At 72.3% G+C, this 21,353-nt stretch carries 19 protein-coding genes; 11 read left to right on the top strand and 8 right to left on the bottom strand.

The genetic code is table 11. The features are described from left to right. The first annotated feature begins 24 nt into the window (after positions 1–24). Positions 25–441 (top strand): DUF6232 family protein, encoded by a 417-nt coding sequence (locus CRP55_RS30470; RefSeq protein WP_143235005.1) that lies wholly within the window; start codon positions 25–27, stop codon positions 439–441. Between the two features lie 6 nt (positions 442–447). Here CRP55_RS30470 and CRP55_RS30465 read toward each other — a convergent pair whose 3' ends face one another. Together CRP55_RS30465 and CRP55_RS30460 are read right to left on the bottom strand one after the other, a co-directional pair. After that, the gene (locus CRP55_RS30465) at positions 448–1,146 is read right to left on the bottom strand and encodes an SDR family NAD(P)-dependent oxidoreductase (protein WP_097324340.1); all 699 of its coding nucleotides are present in this window, start codon (positions 1,144–1,146) and stop codon (positions 448–450) included. Positions 1,147–1,216: 70 nt separating this feature from the next. Then, on the bottom strand, positions 1,217–1,714 hold the full coding sequence (locus CRP55_RS30460) for a MarR family winged helix-turn-helix transcriptional regulator (protein WP_097324127.1): 498 nt from the start codon (positions 1,712–1,714) through the stop codon (positions 1,217–1,219). Between the two features lie 19 nt (positions 1,715–1,733). On the opposite strand from CRP55_RS30460, the gene CRP55_RS30455 reads away from it, so the two are divergent. Continuing rightward, entirely contained in the window at positions 1,734–2,645 is a 912-nt protein-coding gene (locus CRP55_RS30455; RefSeq protein WP_097324124.1) for a DMT family transporter, read from the top strand. Here CRP55_RS30455 and CRP55_RS30450 read toward each other — a convergent pair. The 6 genes from CRP55_RS30450 to metX all read right to left on the bottom strand — a co-directional run bounded on the left by CRP55_RS30450 (position 2,564) and on the right by metX (position 8,229). Further along, entirely contained in the window at positions 2,564–3,277 is a 714-nt protein-coding gene (locus CRP55_RS30450) for a GntR family transcriptional regulator (RefSeq protein ID WP_218854737.1), read from the bottom strand. The two genes, CRP55_RS30455 and CRP55_RS30450, sit on opposite strands and share 82 nt — an antisense overlap. 62 nt (positions 3,278–3,339) lie before the next feature. Continuing rightward, positions 3,340–4,122 carry a cyclase family protein gene (locus CRP55_RS30445; protein WP_097324121.1) on the bottom strand — a complete coding sequence of 261 codons (783 nt, stop codon included), beginning with the start codon at positions 4,120–4,122 and terminating at the stop codon, positions 3,340–3,342. Between the two features lie 86 nt (positions 4,123–4,208). After that, positions 4,209–5,246, bottom strand: a complete 1,038-nt coding sequence (locus tag CRP55_RS30440; RefSeq protein WP_097324118.1) for a lysylphosphatidylglycerol synthase transmembrane domain-containing protein — start codon at positions 5,244–5,246, stop codon at positions 4,209–4,211. Between the two features lie 57 nt (positions 5,247–5,303). Next, complete coding sequence (locus CRP55_RS30435; RefSeq protein ID WP_097324115.1) at positions 5,304–5,786, bottom strand: CoA-binding protein; 483 nt, start codon at positions 5,784–5,786, stop codon at positions 5,304–5,306. After that, positions 5,783–7,075, bottom strand: a complete 1,293-nt coding sequence (locus tag CRP55_RS30430) for an O-acetylhomoserine aminocarboxypropyltransferase/cysteine synthase family protein (RefSeq protein ID WP_097324112.1) — start codon at positions 7,073–7,075, stop codon at positions 5,783–5,785. Before CRP55_RS30430 ends, CRP55_RS30435 begins: the two co-directional genes overlap by 4 nt. After that, positions 7,072–8,229 (bottom strand): homoserine O-acetyltransferase MetX, encoded by a 1,158-nt coding sequence (metX, locus tag CRP55_RS30425; RefSeq protein ID WP_245923486.1) that lies wholly within the window; start codon positions 8,227–8,229, stop codon positions 7,072–7,074. Before metX ends, CRP55_RS30430 begins: the two co-directional genes overlap by 4 nt. Before the next feature lie 102 nt (positions 8,230–8,331). On the opposite strand from metX, the gene CRP55_RS30420 reads away from it, so the two are divergent. The 9 genes from CRP55_RS30420 (at position 8,332) to CRP55_RS30375 (ending at position 21,168) form a co-directional block, all read left to right on the top strand. After that, complete coding sequence (locus CRP55_RS30420) at positions 8,332–8,880, top strand: OsmC family protein (RefSeq protein ID WP_097324106.1); 549 nt, start codon at positions 8,332–8,334, stop codon at positions 8,878–8,880. Further along, on the top strand, positions 8,849–10,108 hold the full coding sequence (locus CRP55_RS30415; RefSeq protein WP_342751588.1) for an NAD(P)-binding domain-containing protein: 1,260 nt from the start codon (positions 8,849–8,851) through the stop codon (positions 10,106–10,108). Before CRP55_RS30420 ends, CRP55_RS30415 begins: the two co-directional genes overlap by 32 nt. 63 nt (positions 10,109–10,171) lie before the next feature. Next, positions 10,172–10,531: a thioredoxin gene (trxA, locus tag CRP55_RS30410; RefSeq protein ID WP_097324101.1), complete on the top strand. Its 360-nt coding sequence runs from the start codon at positions 10,172–10,174 to the stop codon at positions 10,529–10,531. Positions 10,532–10,535: 4 nt separating this feature from the next. After that, entirely contained in the window at positions 10,536–11,969 is a 1,434-nt protein-coding gene (locus CRP55_RS30405) for an FGGY-family carbohydrate kinase (RefSeq protein ID WP_097324098.1), read from the top strand. 10 nt (positions 11,970–11,979) lie between these two features. Beyond that, positions 11,980–13,788, top strand: coding sequence for a hypothetical protein (locus tag CRP55_RS30400; RefSeq protein WP_097324095.1), 1,809 nt, complete (start codon positions 11,980–11,982; stop codon positions 13,786–13,788). Positions 13,789–13,825: 37 nt separating this feature from the next. Next, the gene (locus CRP55_RS30395; protein ID WP_097324091.1) at positions 13,826–15,673 is read left to right on the top strand and encodes an MBL fold metallo-hydrolase; all 1,848 of its coding nucleotides are present in this window, start codon (positions 13,826–13,828) and stop codon (positions 15,671–15,673) included. After that, on the top strand, positions 15,663–16,682 hold the full coding sequence (locus CRP55_RS30390; RefSeq protein WP_097324088.1) for a LacI family DNA-binding transcriptional regulator: 1,020 nt from the start codon (positions 15,663–15,665) through the stop codon (positions 16,680–16,682). Before CRP55_RS30395 ends, CRP55_RS30390 begins: the two co-directional genes overlap by 11 nt. A gap of 68 nt (positions 16,683–16,750) precedes the next feature. After that, entirely contained in the window at positions 16,751–18,532 is a 1,782-nt protein-coding gene (locus CRP55_RS54035) for an ROK family protein (protein ID WP_218854736.1), read from the top strand. After that, on the top strand, positions 18,529–21,168 hold the full coding sequence (locus CRP55_RS30375) for an alpha-mannosidase (RefSeq protein ID WP_218854735.1): 2,640 nt from the start codon (positions 18,529–18,531) through the stop codon (positions 21,166–21,168). The genes CRP55_RS54035 and CRP55_RS30375 overlap by 4 nt, the downstream gene beginning before the upstream one ends. The last annotated feature ends 185 nt before the right edge of the window (positions 21,169–21,353 follow it).

Genomic DNA, 21,353 nt, shown 5'->3' with positions numbered 1-21,353 from the left:
TACGCTTCGGTGGGGGTGGCCGCCGTGACGAGAATCTACTACCGGGGCCCTGATGCCGTCGTCACGAGCGACCACATCGTCTGGCTGACCGAGCCGGTGCGCTCGTTCCCGCGCCGTGAGCTGCGCGAGCTCGGCATCGTCCGCGCGGCCCCGCCGCCGGCGAGCGCCGGCGCCCGCGTGCTGGCGGGAGTCAGCGTGCTGGTCGCCGTCGTCGCGACCGGCGCGGCGGCCTACGCCGACAGCACGACGATGTGGGTCACCGCGGCGATCATCGACGTCGTCGCGGTCATCTGCGTCTGGGGCGCGCTGGGCCGGCGCACGCGCACGTGGGAGATCCACGCGAAGCATCACGGCGCCGAGGTCGTCGTCTACGCCAGCCGCGACGACCGCGTCTTCCACCAGGTGCAGCGGGCGATCCGCCGCTCCATGGAGATGGCCTGAGCGGGGTCAGGGCAGCGGTGTGCCGGTGAGGTCGGCCAGCGCTGCGAGCAGCCTGTCCTGGAAGCCGGGGTCGGCGGCGCTGGGATGGGGGTCGTGCCGCTGCTGGTGGTACCAGTAGCCGCCGGTGGTCAGGGCGGCCGGGTCGTCGCTGGTGGCCAGCCACTCCTGCGTGAGGTGGCCGAGGCGCAGGTCGTCGGGCGCGCCGGGACCGCCCATGCGGGTCGGCACCCAGCCCGGGTCGACGGCGTTGCTGAGGATGCCGGGCCGCAGGCGGGCCATCGCGAGGGCCAGGGTGGTGACGAAGAGCTTGCTGTCGGAGTACGAGCCGTCACGCAGGGCGCGGACGTCGGGGCGGCCGCCGCGATGCATGCCGCTGGTGAGGTAGATCAGACGGCCGGGGCCGTCGATGAGGGCGGTGAGGACGTACGGGGCGACGACGTTGACCGGCATGACCTGCGCGTCCCGGTAGACGCCGGCGTTGTGGATCACCACGTCGGGGCGGCCCAGGGCGTTGACCTGCTCGGCCACGGCCCGGGTCTCGCCGAGGTCGGCCAGGTCGCCGGTGACGCCGGGCAGGTGCTTGACCGCGGTCAGCCGTTCGGCGCTGCGCGCGTGGACGATGACCTCGTGACCCTCGGCGAGCAGGGTCTCGGCGGCGGCGCGGCCCAGGCCGTCGGCCGAGCCGGTGATGAAGACGCGTGCCATGGGATCAAGCTGCCACACCGGCGCCGGCGCGGGCCGGCCGAACGCTCGTCTCGCATGCCGCGCAACGGGGCTAAGGGGTCTCGAGGCGGGCCAGCCAGCGGGTCAGGATGGCCTCCAGGGCGGCGGCGTCGGCGGGGGAGAGCTCGTCGAGCAGGCGGCGCTCGTTGCGCATGTGGTCGGTGAAAGCCTGGTCGATCGAGGTGCGGCCGGCGTCGGTCAGGGCCACCACGCGGCCCCGGCCGTCGGTGGTGCTGGGGCGGCGGGTGACCAGGCCGTCGCGCTCCAGGCGGTCGATGCGCTTGGTCATGGCACCGGTGGTGACCATCGTGTGTGCGGCCAGCTCGCCGGGGGCGCGCTCGAACGGGGCACCGGCGCGGCGCAGGGCGGCCAGCACGTCGAAGTCGCCCTCGCCCAGGCCGTAGCGGCGGTAGACGACCGTGAGCTGGTCGGTGAGGTGGCCGGCGACCCGGTGCAGGCGGCCGATCACGCCCTGCGGGGTGACGTCGAGGTCGGGGCGCTCGCGGGCCCAGGCCTGCTGGATCCGGGCTACGTGGTCGGTAGCTTCCATGGAAGCTATAGTACCTTCCGTGGAAGCTACTTGGCGATGGACGGTCATCACGGCGCTCGCGCCGATCGCGTGGGGGACCACCTACTTCGTGACCCACCGGTATCTGCCGGCCGGCTATCCGCTCTACGGCGCGGTCATCCGGGCGCTGCCGGCGGGACTGTTGCTGCTGCTCGTACGCCGGAAGTTGCCGTCGGGATCGTGGTGGTGGAAGTCGCTCGTGCTGGGCACGCTCAACATGGGTGCGTTCTTCGCGCTGGTCTACCTGGCGGCGCAGACCCTGCCGACCAGCATCGCCTCGACCATCATGGCGACGTCGCCGGTGGTGCTGATGCTCTTCGCGTGGGCGGCGCTGTCGGAGCGGCCGAGGGGTGCGCATCTGGTGGGCGCGGCGGTCGGGGTGCTCGGTGTCTGCCTGATGCTGTTCACCGGGCCGGTCGCGATCGACGCGCGGGGCGTGCTGGCCTCGGTGTCGGCCATGGTCATGTCGTCGTTCGGCTACATCCTGGCCAAGAAGTGGAGCGCCGGCATCGACGTCTTCTCGCTGACCTCGTGGCAGCTGATCGCGGGCGGGACCATGCTCGTGCCGGCCGCGATGCTCCTGGAAGGAGCGCCGCCGGCGCTGGACGGGGCGGCGATGCTGGGCTTCGGGTACATCACGGTGATCGCGACGGCGGTCGCATTCGCGGCCTGGTTCACCGGGTTGCGCCATCTGAGCGCGGGCACGGTCGGGCTGGTCGGCCTGCTCAACCCGGCGACCGGGGTGCTGCTCGGCACCGCGATCGCGAACGAGGCATTGTCCGTACGGCAAATCGGGGGTCTGGTCCTTGTTTTTGCCGGTGTTCTCCTGGGTCAGCCCCTCTGGCGGTCGAGGAAGCCGGCGGCGGTGGAGTCGGGCGCGGTGAGGTCCTCGGCCATCCGGACGATCAACTGACTGACGCGCGTGTCCCGGTCGTGGGCGCTGTGGGTGAGGCTGGCCGTGCGGGCACTCGCGGCGTCGCCGGACCGGATCGCATCGAGGATCGCGGCGTGCTCGGCATAGCTGGGGCCGAACTCGCGGGCGCCGCCCGGAGTCGTCCAAGGAGCGGAAACCTTGACCTGCGCTTCGATCGTACGAAGGAGGGCCGTGATCGTCCGGTTGTGCGCGGCATTGCGTACGGCGTCGTGGAAGTGATTGAAGACGCGCCGGATCTCGGCCGGGTCGTCGGTGGCCTGCGACCGGTCGTGCAGATCCTGCAGGCGGGCGAGGTCGATCGGGGTGGCCCGGGTCGCGGCGGCGTAGGCGGCCGAGGACTCCAAAATGGCGCGGGTCTCGAAGATGTCCAGGATCTCCTGGTCACTGCGCGGGCGGACCTCGAAGCCGCGCTTGCCGGAGAGGAGCAGGCCGTCCTGCTCGAGCAGGGCGAGCGCCTCGCGTACGGGCGTACGCGAGACGTTGAACTCGTCGCTGAGCTGCTGCGGGAGGAGCGGGGAGCCGTCGCGGTAGTGGCCGTGGGTCAGGCGGTCGAGCACGGCGCGGTAGACGGTGTCGCGGGCGTTGGTCATGCGGCGCGCTCCCAGCTGCATGTGGCTGCATACAGCTGGGTAGCGTAGGCGCTTCCGCCGATATCCTCTAGGCTTGGTAGGAATTATCTCATCGCGATCACGCGCGCCTGCCCGCCCGAGCCTTCCTCGTACGGGATCAGGCCCACGAAAACGGTCGCCCCGCTGGGCGGAAGCCGGTCGAGATTGGCCAGGTTCTCGACGCCGTAACGGTCGGCCCCGGTCAGCGCGAGATGCGTCTCGAAGCTCTCCGAGACCCCCGGATCGATGCTGAGCGTGTCCACCCCGAGACTGCGGATCCGGCGGTGCCGCAGCAGCCACTCGCAGGCGTCGAGCCCGAAGCCGGGGAAGTGCAGCGTGCCCTGGGCGTCGGTGCCGCGATAGGCGTTGGGGTCGCCGGCCTTGGCGCCCCACCCCGAATACATGAGGACGGCCGCGCCGTCGGGGATACGGCCATAGCGGCGTTCGTACGCCCTCAGGTCGTCCACGGTCACGACGGTGTCGGCGTCGTGCCGCGCCCGCCGCGCGATGTCGACGACCACCGCCGGCCGGATCAGCTCATCCGGCCGCAGCTCAGGCGCCGTACGTCCACCGGCGGTGAAGTGCACGGGCGCGTCGACATGAGTGCCGATGTGCTCGACGGTGGTCCACTCCTGCATGTAGTAGCCGTCGTCGGCGATGGTCGCGACCGTCCGGAGCGCCGCCTCCTCGCCCGGCGAGAAGGCCGGAAAGGCGGGGCCCAGCGGATAGGTGAGATCGAGCAGTCCGCGTCTCCCGCTCGCCGCGGCCGGCGTGGCCACCGCAACCGAGGCGACGGCGGCCGCCCCACCGAACAAGGCCGCGCGGCGGCTCAACGTTTGCGTACACATGATTCCTGCTCCCTCGGCTCGGCTGGCATCCGTTCTCATCCTGCACAGTCGACCGCCCGCGGGAAGTCACCTTTAACGTGAAGTCGTCACACGGCGATCGGTGCGGCGGTGCGCCGGCGCATGACGAGCCAGGAGATCCAGCCCATGCCGATGATGAAGCCGAAGCTGATGATGCGGTAGAGGACGACCGCCGCGATCGCCGTCGACGTGCCGATGCCGCCGGAGACGAGACCCAGGATCAGCGCGCTGTCGATGATGCCGAGCCCGCCCGGAACGATGGTGACGGTGCCGGCGGCCATGCCGGCGCAGAAGGCGAGCAGGACCTGGGTGGCGTTGATGGGCTCGTCGCTGACCGCCCGCAGGCACAGCCACAGGCAGGCGGCGTCGAGCCCCCAGTTGAGCACGGCCGCGACCGCGGCGACGAGTCCGCGCCCGGGTGACAGCCGCGCGGCGCCGAGCTGGGCGATGAAGCCGCGGACCCCGTCCACCCCCTGCTCGGCCGGCCGGCGCCGGATGCGGTTGACGCCGGCCATCACCGCCCGCACGGCCGGGTCGGCCAGGCCGGGGTTGTCGCTGACCCGGCGGGCGCCGATGACGAGCAGCACGATGACCAGGCCGAGACCGGCGAGGCTGTACCAGTGCGGCGTGCCGTCGGAGGCGAGGGCGCCGACGGCGGTGACCACGGCCAGGGCGGTGGTGGACAGGATGCCGGACAGTGCGATGACCCAGGAGGCCACGGCGGAGGAGGCTCCGAAGCGGCGCATCTGCTGGTAGTTGAAGCTGGTGGAGAAGGCGGGGCCGCCGGGAAGGGTCTCGTTGAGCGAATGGGCGGCGTAGGCCAGGCGCAGGTTGTGCCGGATGGGCACGCGAAGGCCGGCGGAGCGCAGCAGCGTGTGCTGCATGCGGGCGTACGCGCCCATGGCCAAGAGCTCGGCCACGAGCGCGGCCAGAAGCCACCTGGGGTCCGGCGCCTTGAGCTGACTCACCGCCGACGACAACGACGGCCACCCGACGACCAGCTCCACCGCGAACAGCACGACGATCGCCGCCAGCCCCACCCGCCGCAGACGGCGACCTCGCGCCGGCCGGTCGGGGGCGCGCAGGGGCTCGGCGGAGACGGTCACCCCTTCTGTTTCGGCGCGCCGGACCCGGGCCTGACCTTTCGGGCCCTATCAGATCGCCTACTGCAATCCCGTACGGACCGCGGTGATTCTCTTGGTGTTGAAGCCGAGCCAGTTCATGCGGCCCACGTAGCGGGCGTGCTCGACCTTCAAGCAGCGGTCCATGATGACGGTCAGGCCGCCGTCGGTGGCGGTCTGTGCGCCCTCGGGGCTGATGACGCCGAACTGGCACCACAGGGTCTTGGCGCCGATCGCCACCGCGTCGGAGGCGATCGGCGGGACGGCGCTCGGGGCGCGGAAGACGTTCACCACGTCGACCGGCTCGGGGACGTCGCGCAGGCTCGGGTAGCTGGTCTCGCCCAGGATCTCGGGCTCGCGCGGGTTGACCGGGATGACCTTGTAGCCGTGCCGCTTCATGTAATAGCCGACGAAGTAGCTCGCCCGCAGCGGGTTGTTGGACAGGCCGACGATCGCGATCGTCTTGGACGTGTGCAGCACCCGCTGGATGTCTTTCACGTCCTGGTACTGCGCCAGGTCGGTCATTTCTTGAGCCCTTCGAAGGCCTGGGACAGGTCCCAGATCAGGTCGTCGACGGATTCGGTGCCCACCGACAGGCGCACCGTGCCCGGGCCGACGCCGGCCGCGGTCAGCTCGTCGTCGCTGAGCTGGCGGTGTGTGGTGCTGGCGGGGTGGATGATCAGGCTCTTGGCGTCGCCGACGTTGGCCAGGTGGGACCAGAGGGTGACGCCGCGGATCAGGTCCTGGCCGCCGTCGCGGCCGCCGGCCACGTCGAAGGAGAACACCGCTCCGGCGCCCTTGGGCAGGTATTTCTCCACCAGCGGGGCGTACTTGCTGCCGGGCAGGCCCGGGAAGCTGACGTTGGAGGCCAGCGGGTGGTCCTGCAGGAACGCCGCGACCTTCGAGGCGTTCTGCACGTGTCGCTCCATGCGCAGCGACAACGTCTCCAGGCCCTGAAGGAAGAGGAACGCGTTGAACGGCGACAGGGTGCCGCCCAGGTCGCGCAGCGTCTCGGCGCGCAGCTTCATCAGGTAGCCGTACTCGCCGAACGTCTCGTGGAACTGCAGGCCGTGATAGGCCGGCGACGGGTCGGCCACCACCGGGAACCGGCCGTTCGACCAGTTGAACGTGCCGGCCTCGACCACCACGCCGCCGATGCTGGTGCCGTGACCGCCGATGAACTTGGTCGCCGAGTGGATGACGATGTCGGCGCCCCACTCGATCGGGCGGCACAGGTAGGGCGTGGCGAACGTGTTGTCCACGATCAGCGGCAGGTCGTGCTCGTGGGCGATGGTCGCCACCGTCTCCAGGTCGAGCACGTTGCCGCCCGGGTTGCCGATGGTCTCGCCGAAGAACGCCTTGGTGTTGGCCTGCACGGCCTTGCGCCACGCGTCCGGGTCGTCCGGGTCGACCCAGGTCAGCTCCACCTTCATCTTGCGCAGCAGATGCTTGAACTGGTTGACCGTGCCGCCGTAGAGCGCCGACGACGCCACCACGTGGTCGCCCGGCTCGAGCAGGGTGAACAGGGCGCCGGCCTGGGCCGCGATGCCGCTGGAGAACGCCACCGCGCCCGAGCCGCCCTCGAGGTTGGCCACCCGCTCCTCGAAGACGGCCGTGGTCGGGTTCATGATCCGGGAGTACGTGTTGCCGTACTCCTGCAAATTGAAGTAGGCGGCCGCCGACTCCGGATCCTCGAAGACGTAGCTCGACGTCTGGAAGATCGGCACCGCGCGGGCGCCCGTGTTGGGATCGGGCCGCTGCCCGGCGTGCAGCTGCCGGGTCTCGAAACCGAACTCGTGTGCTTCCTCGATCATTCTTCTTTATCTCCGAGTAGGAATCGGCGGACGATGGGGGTCTGCCGGGCTTCCTCCAGCAGGAAGCAGTCGTGGCCGTACGGGGCGTCGATGATGTGCAGTTCCTTCTCGCCGGGCAGCGCGGCGGCGATCTCCTCCGAGGCGGCCGGCGGATAAAGCCAGTCCGACGTGAAGGCGATCAGCAGCGTGCGGGCGCGGACCCCGGCGAGAGCGTCCGCCAGGGATCCCTTGCCCCGCGCGAGGTCGAAATAGGTCAAGGCCCGCGAGAGATAGAGGTAGGTGTTCGCGTCGAACCGCTTCACGAACGACGACGCCTGATGGTCGAGGTAGCTCTCGACCTCGAACTCGGGCTGGTCGATCGTGTAGCGGACGTCGTCGGCGAACTGGAGCCGCCGGGCGAAGCGGTCCTCGAGGGCGGGCGCCGACAGATAGGTCACGTGGCCGACCATGCGGGCCACGCCCATGCCGGCGTCGGGCTTGCGGCCGGTGCCGTAGTAGTGGCCGCCCTGCCAGTCCGGGTCGCGCCGGATCGACTCGCGGGCGATGGCGTTCCAGGCGATGCCCTGCGGGTGCAGCCCGTGCGTGGAGGCGATGACCACGATCGAGTCGACCTGATCGGGGTGGTCCACCGCCCATTGGAGGGCCTGCATGCCGCCCAGCGAGCCGCCGGCGACCGAGGCGAGACGCTCGATGCCGAGCTCGTCGAGGAACGCCCGCTGGCACCGAACCATGTCGGCCACGGTGATGACGGGAAAGTCCGACCCGTACGGCTTACCGGTCTCCGGGTTTACCGACGACGGGCCCGTGCTGCCCCGGCAGCCGCCGAGCAGGTTGGTCGACACCACGAAGTAGTGGTCGGTGTCGAACGCCTTACCGGGCCCGATCATGCCGTCCCACCAGCCCAGGGCCTTGCCCTGGGAGCCGTCGCGGCTCTCCGCGGCGAAGCCGTCGCGGGTGCTCGCGGCCGGCGCCGTTGTCGAATATCCGGCAGCGTGAGCGTCTCCACTCAAGGCGTGACAGACGAGAATGACGTTGTCACGCTCGGGGGACAGGGTGCCGTACGTCTCGTACGCCACCCGGACCTCGCGCAGCTCGCGGCCGCTGTCGAGCGGCAGAGACCCTCCTAGATCAAGGAACTGTGTTTCGACTGTCAAGGGCCTCACCATGCGGGAGATGCTATCTATACGCCGTCTGCGCAGGCCAGTATGTTTGTCGGGAATCCCTATGGGCTTTGTATTGAAAGGGGCATTTAGATCATGACGGTAGTCGACAACGGCGTGAACGTGCAGGCGCTGCTCGAGGCGCGCGAGGCGCTCAAGGGCGCCCCCGAGGCCGCCCAGTTCACCTGGCGCGCCACCTCCAAGTGGGAGAAGGGCGTGCACAGCACCGCCACCGTGCAGAAGTTCTTCGGCCTCGGCCAGGAGCAGACCCACAAGAAGGAGTCGGTCTTCTCGGCCGACCACCCCGAGGTCTTCGCGGCCGAGGACAACGGCATCACCCCGATCGAATACCTGCTCGTCGGCCTGGCCAGCTGCCTCACCGCCGGCGTGGCCTCGGTCGCGCAGAACCGCGGCATCCAGGTCCGCTCGATCGAGTCGACGGTCGAGGGCGCCCACGACATCCGCGGCATCCTCGGCGCCGACAGCGACGTCCGCAACGGCTTCAACGACGTCAAGGTCACCTTCAACATCAACGCCGACGCCTCCAAGGAGGAGATCGAGGCGCTGGTCGCCCAGTCGCAGAAGCGCTCGGCGGTCTACGACGCCTTGACCAATCCCACGAACGTCACGGTCGAGGTCGCCTGAGGCGGGCCGAATCATCGAAAGCGTCACCACGGTCGTCGTCGGCGCCGGTCATGCCGGCCTGGCGGCGAGCCACTTCCTCAGCGGCCGGTCGGTCGATCACGTCGTCCTCGAGCGGGGCGAGGTGGCCAACTCGTGGCGGCGCGAGCGCTGGGACTCGCTGCGGCTGCTCACCCCGAACTGGCTGAGCCGCCTGCCCGGCCTCGACTACGACGGCCCGGACCCGGACGGCTACATGACGTCGGGCGAGGTCGCGTCCCTCGTGTCGCGCTTCGCCCGCGTCATCGACGCGCCCGTGCGGTCCCAGACGTCGGTGCTTTCCGTGCGCCCGGCCGGCGACGGCTACCACGTCGCCACCAGTCAGGGCGACCTTCAGTGCCGGTCCCTGGTCATCGCCAGCGGTGCTTGCAACATCGCCACAACCCCTTCCTTCCGTACGGCGGTGCCGGCGTCCCTGACGCAGCTGACCCCGCTCGACTACCGCGGCCCGTCCGAGCTGCCCGAGGGCGGCGTGCTCGTGGTCGGCGCCTCGGCCACCGGGGTCCAGCTCGCGGCCGAGGTGCAACGGTCGGGCCGCCCGGTCGTCCTTTCGGTGGGCGAGCACGTCCGGCTCCCGCGGCTGCACCGCGACCGCGACGTCCTGTGGTGGATGGACGCCTCCGGCGTGTGGGACCAGCGCTGGGACGAGATCGACGACCTGAACCGGGCCCGCCGGCTGCCCTCACCGCAGCTGATCGGCTCACCTGATCGCAGCACGCTCGACCTGAACACGCTGACCGGGCTGGGCGTCGAGCTGGTCGGCCGCCTGGCCGCCGTCCGCGACGGGGTGGCCCTGTTCTCGGGCGGCCTGCGCAACGTCTGCTCGCTGGCCGACCTGAAGATGAAGCGCCTGCTGGCCGGCTTCGACTCGTGGGCCGGCCTGTCTCCTTCAAAGGATTTCGAGCCGACCGCCGTGCCCGCATCGACGCGCCTCAAGCTCGACCTTCACGGCGGCGAGATCAGCACCATCGTCTGGGCCACCGGTTTTCGCCCCGACTACAGCTGGCTCGACGTCCCGGTCGTCGACGAGAAGGGCCGCCTGCGCCACGAGGGCGGCGTGGCCGGCGCCCCCGGCCTCTACGCCCTGGGCCTGCCCATGCTCCGCCGCCGCCGCTCGTCGTTCATCAACGGCATCGAGGACGACGCCCGGGCCGTCGTCGACCACCTGGCCAAGGAGCTGACCGACCGCTGAAAGTGTGGGAATTTCCTTGGCGGGGCCGTCGTTCCGCCGGTGCGCCACGAAAGGGGACCACACATGAGTACGGTGAACCTGACCAAAGAGAACTTCCAGCAGACGGTGACCACCGACGGCATCGTGCTGGTCGACTGGTGGGCCGACTGGTGCGCTCCCTGCCGCAGCTTCGCGCCGGTCTACGAGAAGGCCAGCACCGAACACCCGGACATCACCTTCGCCAAGGTGGACACCGAGGCCGAGGAGCGCCTGTCGGCCATCGCCGGCATCTCCTCGATCCCGACGCTGATGGTCTTCCGTGACGGGGTGATGGTCTTCTCCGAGCCCGGTGCCCTGCCCGGCGCCGCGCTGGAGAAGGTCATCACGGCGGTCCAGGAGCTCGACATGGACGAGGTCCGGGCCAAGCTCGGCGCCGCTTCATAAGGCCGTGCCATACGCGCTCGGCATCGACATCGGGACCACCAACACCAAGGTGGCGCTCGTCGACGCCGGCGGGCAGGCGCCGAGGGTGCCGGCGGTCGCGTCGGCGCCCACGCCGGAGCCGGGAGAGCTGAAGGGCACGCTGGCCGGGCTGATCGGGCGGGTGCTGGACGGACGCGCCGCTCCGGACGCGGTCGGCATCGCCTCGATGGCCGAGACCGGGGTGCCGCTGGACGCTTCCGGGGAGCCGCTGGGGCCGTGGCTGCGGTGGCACGAGCCGGAAGCGGGCGCGGCGGCGGACGCCCTGGCCCGGCGGCTCGGGCGGGAACAGCTGATCGGGGCCACCGGTGTGCGGCCCAGCGCCAAGGTGCCGCTGGCCAAGCTGGCCTGGTTGCGCGCGCACCGGCCTTCGGAGTGGGAGGCGATGGCGGCGTGGTCGGGCGCGGCCGACCTGGCCTGTCTCCAGCTCACCGGGCGGCTCGCCACTGATCACACCCTCGCCGGGCGCACCATGGCCTACCGCCTGCCGGCGGCGGGGGAGCCGCTCGCCGGGACCTTCGACGCCGATCTGCTCGCCGAGGTCGGCCTGCGTCCCGCGCAACTCCCGGCCGTCGCCGCCCCCGGCGAGATCGCGGGCGTGGTGCGCGACGCCGCGTTCGTGGCCTGCGGGCTGAGGGCGGGAACGCCGGTCGTGGTGGCGGGACACGATCATCAGGTCGGCGCGTACGCGTGCGGGGTGCGCGCGCCGGGCGACGTCGCCGACTCGGTGGGCACGGCCGAGGCCGTCATGACGGTGGCCGGCGCTCACCCGGATCCCGTCGCCGCCGGCCGGGCCGGGATGAGCGCCGTGGTCACCGTCGAGGGCGTCCACCGGGCTCTGCTCGCCGGCTCGGCCAGCGCCGGCGCCGCGATCGCCTGGTGGCGGGAGCACGAGGCGGCGGGCGCGGACCCCTTCGCCGCGGTCCCGGCGCTCGGGAACGAGCCGACCGGTGTCATCGTGCTGCCCTATCTCGCGGGCCGGCAGACTCCCGCCCCCGATCCCGGTGCGCGGCTGCGGGTCGTGGGCCGGCGGCCGGAGCACCGCTCCGCTCTGCTGGCCAAGGCCCTGCTGGAAGGGCTCAGCCTGCACACGCGGTGGATGCTGGCCGAGCAGCTCCGGCTCGCCGCCGAGCCGGTGTCCCCGGCGGTCTTCCTCTTCGGCGGGCCGGTCGCGGCCAACCCTTCCTGGGTACGCGTCAAGGCCCGCACCCTTCCCGGCGGCCTGCGCCTGGTGTCCGAGCCGGAGACGGTCGCCAGCGGAGCGGCGCTCCTCGCCCTGGCCCGCGCCGGCCACCGGAGCCTGCCGGCTGTGCCGTCCGAGCCCGTGCCGGGCGGGGGTGCCGTCTACGACGCCATGTTCGAGCGTTTCGTCGGCGCGGCCGGCGGCCGGTCGGGGAGCTGAGCGCCGGACCATGCGGATCACCGAGGGCGACGGCACCTGGACCGTCACCGCCGCCGAATACGTGCTGCACGTGCGTGTGCCGGAGCTGGTCGCGGTGCTGGCCGACCCGGACGGGCGGATCTGGTCACGGCTGAGCCTGCTCGCCTCGGTGGACCGGGCGGACGCGCCGGACGACTCGTACGGCCGGCCCCGGGTCACCCTGCGCACCGAACCCCTCGACGCCGCCGCGGGGCCTCGCGTGGCCGAGTTCGACGTCGCCATGGCGTCGCCGGCCTGGGAGGCCAAGAGCGTCCTGTTCCGCTGCTTCGAGGACAGGGTCGAGGTGCGGGCCCGGGTCCGCGGCTCCGGCCCGCTCGGCGAGGTCCGGCTGCTCGGCGGGCGGGCGACGCTGCCCGACGGCGCCTGCGGCGTGTTCCGGTCCTCGATCGAGTTCACCACCCTCTTCGTGCCCACGCCGGCCGAGCCGGTGCGGGCCGAGCGCCCCGCGGACAGCGCGGCCTCGCTCGGCATCGTCGGTGACGCCTGCGCCGGGCGGCTGAACGCCGTCTTCTCGCCGCCGCCCCTGTGCCTGGTGTTCCAGCGGCCGGGCGGCGGCGTGCTGAGCGCGGGACTGGCCGGCGACGTGCGGGATCTGCGGTTCCCGGCGCTGCGCTACGACCCGCTCGACGGCGGCTTCCTCCTGGTGGCCGACTACGAAGGGCGGACGAGGGCCGGCGGGGTCTTCGAGACGCCGCGCGTGGTGCTGCGCCGCGCCGCCGGCCCGTGGCAGGCCCTGCAGCGCCACCGGGAGGACGTCGCCCCGGCCCGGGACCCGGGCGAGCGGCCCGCGTGGTGGCGGGAGCCGATCTTCTGCGGCTGGGGTGCCCAGTGCGCCGCCGCGCCGATTCCCGGGCAGCCCACCTCGCACCCCTATCACCTGCGGGATCTGGGCCCGGCGGTGGTGCCGGCCGGCGTGACCACGGCGTTCGAGATGTCGCGGCGGGACCGCTACGACGGATGGCTGGCGCGGCTCGCGCGGCACGGTGTCGTCCCGGGCACGGTCGTGGTCGACGATCGGTGGCAGCTCGCGTACGGCACCGGCGAACCGGATGGGAGCCGCTGGCCCGGCCTGCGCGAGTGGATCGCCGAGCGGCACGCGGCCGGTCAGCGGGTGCTGCTCTGGTGGAAGGCCTGGGATCCGGCCGGCCTGCCGGCGGACGAGTGTGTCACCGACCCGGCCGGCACACCCGTCGCGGCCGATCCGGGCAGTCCGGCCTATCGGGACCGGCTGGCCGGGATCGTCCGGCGGCTGCTGGGGCCGGACGGGCTGGACGCGGACGGCTTCAAGATCGACTTCACCCAGCGGGCGCCGTCCGGCCGGGCCCTGCGCCGGCCGGGCGCGCCGCCCGGCGCGCCGTGGGGGATCGCGCTGCTGCACCTGATGCTCGCGACGATCCACCGCGCGGCCAAGAGCGCCAAGCCGGGCGCGCTGGTGGTCACCCACGCTCCGCATCCGGGGTTCGGCGACGTCAGCGACATGATCAGGCTCAACGACATCCTCGAACGCGACCCGGCCGGGGCGGAGGTGCCCGCCGTCGATCAGCTGGCCTTCCGGCATGCGGTGGTGAGAGCCTGCCTCCCGGACCACTTGATCGACACCGACCAGTGGCCGATCGCCGATCGCGCCCAGTGGCGCGCCTACGTCGAGGCGCAGGCGCGGCTGGGCGTGCCGGCCCTGTACTACGCCGAGCGCCTCGACCGTTCCGGCGAGGCGCTCACCGGTGACGACCTCCGGCTCGTGGCGCGCACCTGGGAGTCGTACCGCGCGAATCCACTGTAGAGACGGCGCCCTTTTGTGGAATCGATACCATATCGGCATGCCCTTCGCCGAGATCGCACCCGGCGTCTTCCGGGTCGCCGACACCTGCAACGTCTACGTGATCGCCGATCCCGGTGGCAGCCGGACCGCCGTGGCGATCGACTTCGGGTCCGGGCGGGCCTTCGAGCACCTGGCCGCCATGGGCGTCGACCGGATCACCGACGTGCTGATGACCCACCACCATCGCGACCAGGCCCAGGGCCTGCGGTGGGCCGCGGCCGAGGGGGTGCGGCTGCACGTGCCGCCGGCCGAGCGCGAACTGTTCGACGACGTCGAGGAGATGTGGCAGGGCCGCACCCTGCGCAACGACTACAACCTCCGGCAGGACAAGTTCTCCCTGCTCGAGAGCGTGCCCGTGCACGACGTGGTGCCCGAGCACCGCCGCCGCGCCTACGCGGGCACGACCGTCGAGGTGCACCCGACGCCGGGACACACGACCGGGTCGGTGACGTACGTGATCGAGCGGGCCGGGCAGCGGATCGCCTTCACCGGCGACCTCATCTACGCGCCCGGCAAGGTGTGGTCGCTGGCCGCGACCCAGTGGTCGTACGTGGAGAACGAGGGCCCGGCCATGACGGTGCTGAGCTGCCTCACCCTCGTACAGCAGGAACTCGATCTGCTCCTGCCGTCGCACGGCGAGCCGATCGGCGAACCGGCCGCGGCGCTGACGCTGCTGGCCGGGCGGATGAACCGCTATGTGGACTCGCGCCGCCCGTACCCCTGGGACCTGACCGACTGGCTGGACAGTCCCTTCCTCGAGCTGACCCGCCACCTGCTGCAGAACCGCACCGGGAGCGCGTGCAGCTACGTGCTGATCTCGGAGACCGGGGCGGCGCTGCTGATCGATTACGGCTACGACATGCAGACCGGTCTGCCGCCCGGCGGCGACCGGGCCTCCCGCCGGCCCTGGCTGGGCTCGCTGCCGGCGCTGCGCCGGCGCTACGGCGTGACGTCGATCGAGGTGGCGCTGCCGACCCATTACCACGACGATCACGTGGCCGGCCTGAACCTGCTGCGCGACGTGGAGGGGACACAGGTGTGGGCGCCCGAGCACGTCGCCGACATCCTCGAGGCGCCGATGGACCAGGATCTTCCCTGTACGTGGTTCGACCCGATCCCGGTCGACCGGCGGCTCCCGCTCGGCGGCACGGTCCGCTGGCGCGAGTACGAGATCACGGTGCACGACCTGCCGGGGCACACGCTCTACCAGGCGGCCTACGAGTTCGTCGTGGACGGCGTGAAGGTGCTGGCCACGGGTGATCAGCAGGTGGGCATGGGCGCCGCCGGTGGACCGCGGGAGGTGCTGAACTACCAGTACCGCAACCGTTTCCGGCTCGGCGACTACCAGGCCTGCGCACGGCTCTACCGGGCGGTCGCGCCCCAGCTGATGATCTTCGGGCACTGGCCGGCGCGCTGGGTCGACGAGGAGTACTTCGCGCTGGTCGCCGGCGAGGCCGCCGAGCAGGACCGGCTGCACCGCGAGCTGCTGCCGCTGGCGGAGCTCGACGCCGGCCCGGACGGGGTGATGGCCAGGATTGCGCCCTATTACACGCGAGCGGAGACTGGTGCCGTCGTGCGCCTGCGCGTGCAGGTGATCAACCCCCTGGACGCCGTGCGGAAGGCCGTGATCAGAATGGTGCTGCCGGTAGGGTGGGTGGCCGTGCCGGACGTGGCGACGATCTCCCTTCCCCCGCTGGGCCGCGAGGAGGCGGTGATCGAGGTGACGACCGGCCCGCCGCGGCGCCGGGCCCGGCTGGCCGCCGACGTCAGCATCGGCCCCCTTCACCTGGGTCAGCACACCGAGGCGATCGTGGACGTGAGGGAGCGAGGGCGACGTGACGGCTGAGGGAGTGGCGCGCCGGGCCACCATCCGGGAGGTGGCCGAGGCGGCCGGTGTCTCCCGGTCGACCGCGTCGCGGGCGCTGACCGGCCACGGCTACGTCGCGCCGCAGGTGCGCGACCGGGTCCGCGCGGTCGCCCACGACCTCGGCTACGTGCCCGACGCGACCGCCCGCCACCTGCGCCGGCAGGCCAGCCAGTCGATCGGTGTGCTGCTGTCCGACCTGAACAACCCGTTCTACGCCGGGCTGGCCGCCGGCATCAGCCAGCAGGCCCGCAAGCGGCGGTACACGATGATGCTGGCCGACGACGGCGGCTCGAGCGGGCTGGAGGCCGAGGCGGCCGAGACGTTCGTGGCGCTGCGGGTCGCCGGCGTCATCGTCACCCCGGTCTCGGCCGAGCTCGGCGCCTATCTGAGCCGGCAGCGGATCCCGGTGGTCGAGGTCGACCGGCAGTTCTCGGCCGGCGCCTGCGACGCCGTGCTGGTCGACAACGGCAGCGCCGCTCAGCGGGTCACCCAGCGGCTGATCGAGATCGGTCATCGGCGCATCGCGCTGGTCATCGACGAGATGCACTGGACGACCGGGCGGGACAGGCTCGCCGGCTACCGGTCCGCCTTCGCCGCGGCCGGGCTGCCGCTGGACGAGTCGCTGGTGGTGACGGCGGGCTGGGACGTCGAGGCGGCGCGGGTCGAGATCCGCGCGCTGCTGACCCGCCCCGATCCGCCGACCGCGGTCTTCGCGGCCAACAACGTGCTGGCCGAGGCGGCGTTCCGCACGGCCGCGGAGCTGGGGCTGGCGGTGCCCGGCCGGCTCAGCCTGGTGTCGTTCGACGACGTTCCGTGGATGAGCATGGTGACGCCCGGGGTGACCGCGGTGCGGCAGGACACGGTGGCGCTGGGCGAGGCCGCGGTGTCCCAGCTCATGGAACGAATTCAGTCACCGCTCGCGCCCGTGCGCACGGTCCTGCTGTCCGCGTCCCTCGTGGAGCGAGGGTCCACCGCCCCGCCGTCCTGACTCTTGACCGGTACCGGCCACTCCTCTTACGCTCGCCGATGTGGGATCGATCCCATAGGGAGGCCCCGTTGAGCGCGCCCGACCCGCTGGCCCCGTTCCCCGGCGACGCCGGCCCGGTGCTGGCCCTCGACATCGGCGGCACGAAACTGGCCGCAGCCGTGATCACCCCCGACGGCGCCGCGTCCGGCCTGGTGACCGCGCCGACCCCGCACACCGGCGACTGGCGGGCGGCCACCGGCCGGCTCTTCGCCCTCGGCCGCGAGGCCCTCCGCCGCGCCGCACCCGAACTCGCTGGGGAAGCGGGCGAGGGGTGGGCCGTCCGGGAACCGGGCGGGCGGAAAACCGCTGGAGATCCGGGCGGGAGCGCGAGTTGGGCCGTCCGAGAACCGGGCGGGCGCAAAACCGCCGGAGATCCGGGCGTGGGCGCGGGGTGGGTCGTCCGGGAACCGGATCCGGGCGTGGGCGCGGGGCGGGCCGTCCGGGGAGCGGGTCTGGGTGGGATCCGGGCCGTGGGCCTCGCGTGTGGTGGGCCGCTGGACGCCGCGTCCGGGACGGTGATGAGCCCGCCGCACCTGCCCGGCTGGACGCGGGTGCCGATCGGGCCGCTGGCGGCCGAGGCGTTCGGTGTGCCGTTCGCCCTGGAGAACGACGCCACCGCGGCCGCCGTGGCCGAATACCGGTTCGGCGCCGGGCGGGGCACGGGCACCATGCTCTACCTGACCGTCTCGACCGGGATCGGCGGGGGCGCGATCGTCGGCGGGCGGCTGCACCGGGGCGCGGCCGGCAACGGCGGCGAGTTCGGGCACATCATCGTCCGCCGCGGCGGGCGGCTCTGCGCCTGCGGGCGCCGGGGCTGCGTGGAGGCGTACGCCTCGGGAAGCGCGATAGCGCAACGCGCCGCCGAGGCCTGCGGGCGGGCGATGACCGCGGCCGACGTGACCGCGGCCGTCGCCGCGGGAGACCCGGCCGCCGCCGCGGTCTGGGCCGAGACGGCCGACCTGCTGGGCGCCGCCGTGGCCGACCTGGTGAACGTCTTCGAACCCGACCTGGTCGTGCTGGGCGGCGGCGTCACCCGCTGCGGCGACATGCTCCTCGGCCCGGTCCGCGAGGTCGTCGCCCGCGAGGCCATGCCGCCGGCCGCCCGCGCCGCCCGCGTCGAGCCGGCCGCCCTCGGCGACCGCGTGGGCGTGATCGGCGCCGGGGTCGTCGCGCTGGCCCTGCCCCTGGAGGATTCCCCGGCCACCGGGACGACCGGATCGGAGCGTGCGATGGCGCACTGGATGGAGAGCCACCTGGACGAGCACGTCGCGGTGGCGTCGGCGCTGGGCGCGCTCACGGCGGAGATCCGGGCGGCCGGCGAGCTGGTCTGCCGTCGCCTGGCCGGCGGCGGGACCGTCTACACCCTCGGCAACGGCGGCAGCGCGGCCGACGCGCAGCACCTGACCGGGGAACTGGTCGGCCACTTCAAGCGTCACCGGCGGCCGCTGCCGGCGGTCACCCTCAGCGCCGACCCGAGCGTGCTGACCTGCGTGGCCAACGACTACGCGTACGCCGACGTCTTCGCACGGCAGATCGAGGCGCTGGCGCGCCCGCAGGACGTCGTCGTCGCCTTCACCACCTCGGGGCGGTCGCCCAACGTGACCTCGGCGCTCGCCGCCGGTCGGGCCCGCGGGGCTCTCACCTTGCTGTTCGCCGGTGGGGACGGGGGCCCGGCGACCGTACACGCGGACCGGGTCCTGCTCGTGCCCTCCAAGAGCAGCCAGCGGATCCAGGAGATGCACACCCTGATGCTGCACATGATCAGCGAGATGGTGGACGCGTGGGCGGCCGGCGAGGAGCCGGCGCCGTGACCGCGCCCATGGCCAACGCGCCGAACGGCGACCAGCCGCCGGGCGCCGGTGCCGGGGACCGTCCCGGCGCGGCCCCCGACCGGACGCTGCACATGGTGGGCAACGCCCATCTCGACCCGGTGTGGCTGTGGCCGTGGCAGGAGGGCTATCAGGAGGCCCGGGCCACGTTCTGGTCGGCCGTGCACCGCATGGACGAATATCCGGACTTCGTCTTCACCTGCAACCAGGTCGTGCTGCTGTCCTGGGTGGAGGAGTCGGACCCCGAGCTGTTCGCCCGCATCCGGGCCCGCGTCGCCGAGGGCCGCTGGCAGTTGACCGGCGGCTGGTGGGTCGAGCCCGACTGCAATCTGCCGGCCGGTGAGTCCTTCGTCCGCCAGGGCCTGTACGGGCAGCGCTACCTGCGCGAGAAGTTCGGTGTCACGGCGACCGTCGGCATGAACGTCGACCCGTTCGGCCACCACGGCATGCTGCCGCAGATCCTTCTCGGGCAGGGCCTGAGCTCGTACGTCTTCATGCGGCCGGGCCCGCACGAGACCAGCCTGACCGGCACGGCGTTCTGGTGGGAGTCGGCCGACGGCTCCCGTGTGCTCGGCTATCGCATCCCGTACGAGTACTGCAGCCCGCCCGGCGAGGTCGGCGCCCAGGTCGACAAGTCCCTGGGCGCGGGCGATCCCCGGCTGGGCGACCTGATGGTCTTCTTCGGTGTCGGCAACCACGGCGGCGGGCCGACCCGGGCCAACATCGAGTCCATCCACCGGTACGACCGGATGGGCTCGTTCGGGCGCATGGTCATCTCCTCGCCGGGCCGCTATCTCGACGAGCTGGCCAAGCGCCTGGGCGACGACGCGCTGCCGGTGTGGCGGGGCGACCTCCAGATGCACGCGCCGGGCTGCTACTCGGCGCACTCCGGCATCAAGATGTGGCAGCGCCGGGCGCAGGCGGCGATCCTGTCCGCCGAGCGGTGGGCCGTCGCCGGGTCGGCGCTGTTCGGGCTCGGCGACCCGCGTGACGACCTGACCCGGGCCTGGCGGCAGATCCTGTTCAACCAGTTCCACGACGTGCTGCCCGGCTCGGCCGTCGAGACGGCGTACGACGACGCCCGCGACCAGCTCGGCGAGGCCGTCGCGATCGCCAAGCGGATCATCGCCCGGACCCACAACGTCATCGCCCGGCAGGTGGACATCCCGCTCGAGGAGGGCACCCAGCCGGTGCTGGTCTTCAACCCGCATCCGTGGGAGGTCACGGCGCACGTCGAGCTGCAGTACGGGGCCCAGCCGGCCGGCGTGCACCTGGACGGCGCCGTGTCGCAGCCGATCCAGCCGGTGGCGACCACCGACGACCTGGCCCGCGGAGCGGTCGTCTTCGAGGCGTCGGTGCCGGCGCTGGGCTACCGGCTCTTCCGGTTGCGGCCGGGCACCGTCGCCACGCCGACCGCCCTGCGGGCCGGCGACACCTTCCTCGAGAACGACCTGCTGCGGGCCCGCTTCGACCCGGCGACGGGCTGGCTGTCGTCGCTGCTGGACAAGCGGACCGGCGCCGACCTGCTGGCCGGGGCGCGTGGGCCGCACACCGCGATCTGCCAGGATCCGACCGACACCTGGGGCCATCACGTCCGGTCGTACCGCTGGCCGGGCGTGGCGATGAGCACCACCCGGATCGTGCTGCGCGAGTCCGGCCCGCTGCGGGCCCGGTTGCGCGTGGAGCGCGCCTGGAACCGGTCGGTGCTGGTGGAGGAGTTCCTGCTGGGCCACGACGCCGACCACCTGGAGGTGCGGGTCACCCTCGACTGGCGCGAGCCGGCCCACCAGCTCAAGTTGTGCTTCCCGACGTCGCTGGCCCGGCCCACGGCCACCTACGAGATCCCGTTCGGGGCCGTGCAGCGGCCGGTCGACGGGGCGGAGAACCCGGCGCAGTCCTGGGTCGACGTCAGCGACGGCCGGGCCGGGCTGGCGGTGGTCAGCAACGCCAAGCACGGCTACGACGTCTCACCCGCGGAACCACCGGGCACGGGGGCGAGCATCGGCATGACGGCGGTGCGCAGCCCGGTCTACTCGTGGCACGATCCGCGCGAGCTCGACCCGGACGGCTTCTACTCCTATCAGGACCAGGGGCTCCAGTCGTTCCGCTATCTGCTCGTCCCGCACGCGGGCGACTGGCGGGAAGCGGGGCTGGCCCGCCGGGCGGCCGAGTTGGGCTCACCGGTGCGGGCCATGCTGGAGACTTTTCACCGGGGCGCTTTGCCCCGCGCGCAGAGCTATCTGTCGGACGGCGGCGGCCCGGTGATGGTGACGGCGGTCAAGGCGTACGAGGACGGGGGCGCCCTGATCGTGCGGGCCGTCGAGACCATCGGGCGGCCGCACCGGGCGACCCTGGAGATCCCCCTGCTGGGCCGCTCGGTCACGGCCGATTTCGGCCCGTACCAGATCCGCACGTTCCGCGTACCGTTCGACGGCGGCGATCCCACCGAGACCGACCTGATCGAGTGGGACCGGCCGGACGCACCGCGGGTCGTCTCCGCGCCCTTCCCGGCCGCTCCCGCCGGGCGCCGGCACGCCGAGCCCGACCACGACGCCTCCGACGCCACCTCCCCGGCCGAGCGGATGGCCCCGGGACAGCGGGGCCGAGTTCAGCTGTGAGCTCCGGCGTTCTCACGCGGCGCGTTTAACCCCCGCCCGGACGGGGATCCGCATGGTGGTTCCCACGTTGCATGTGGAAACGTTGTCACATGCCGGCAAGAGCCGCTGATGCGCTCCAAAATCCGCTCTGAAGTGCAGTGATACACAACGGTAATATTCACGGGTTGTGTGCTGCATCACTCTGG

The sequence above is a fragment of the Paractinoplanes atraurantiacus genome (assembly GCF_900215205.1).
Taxonomy (GTDB): Bacteria; Actinomycetota; Actinomycetes; order Mycobacteriales; family Micromonosporaceae; genus Actinoplanes; species Actinoplanes atraurantiacus.
This window is presented reverse-complemented; position numbering and strand designations above follow the sequence as displayed.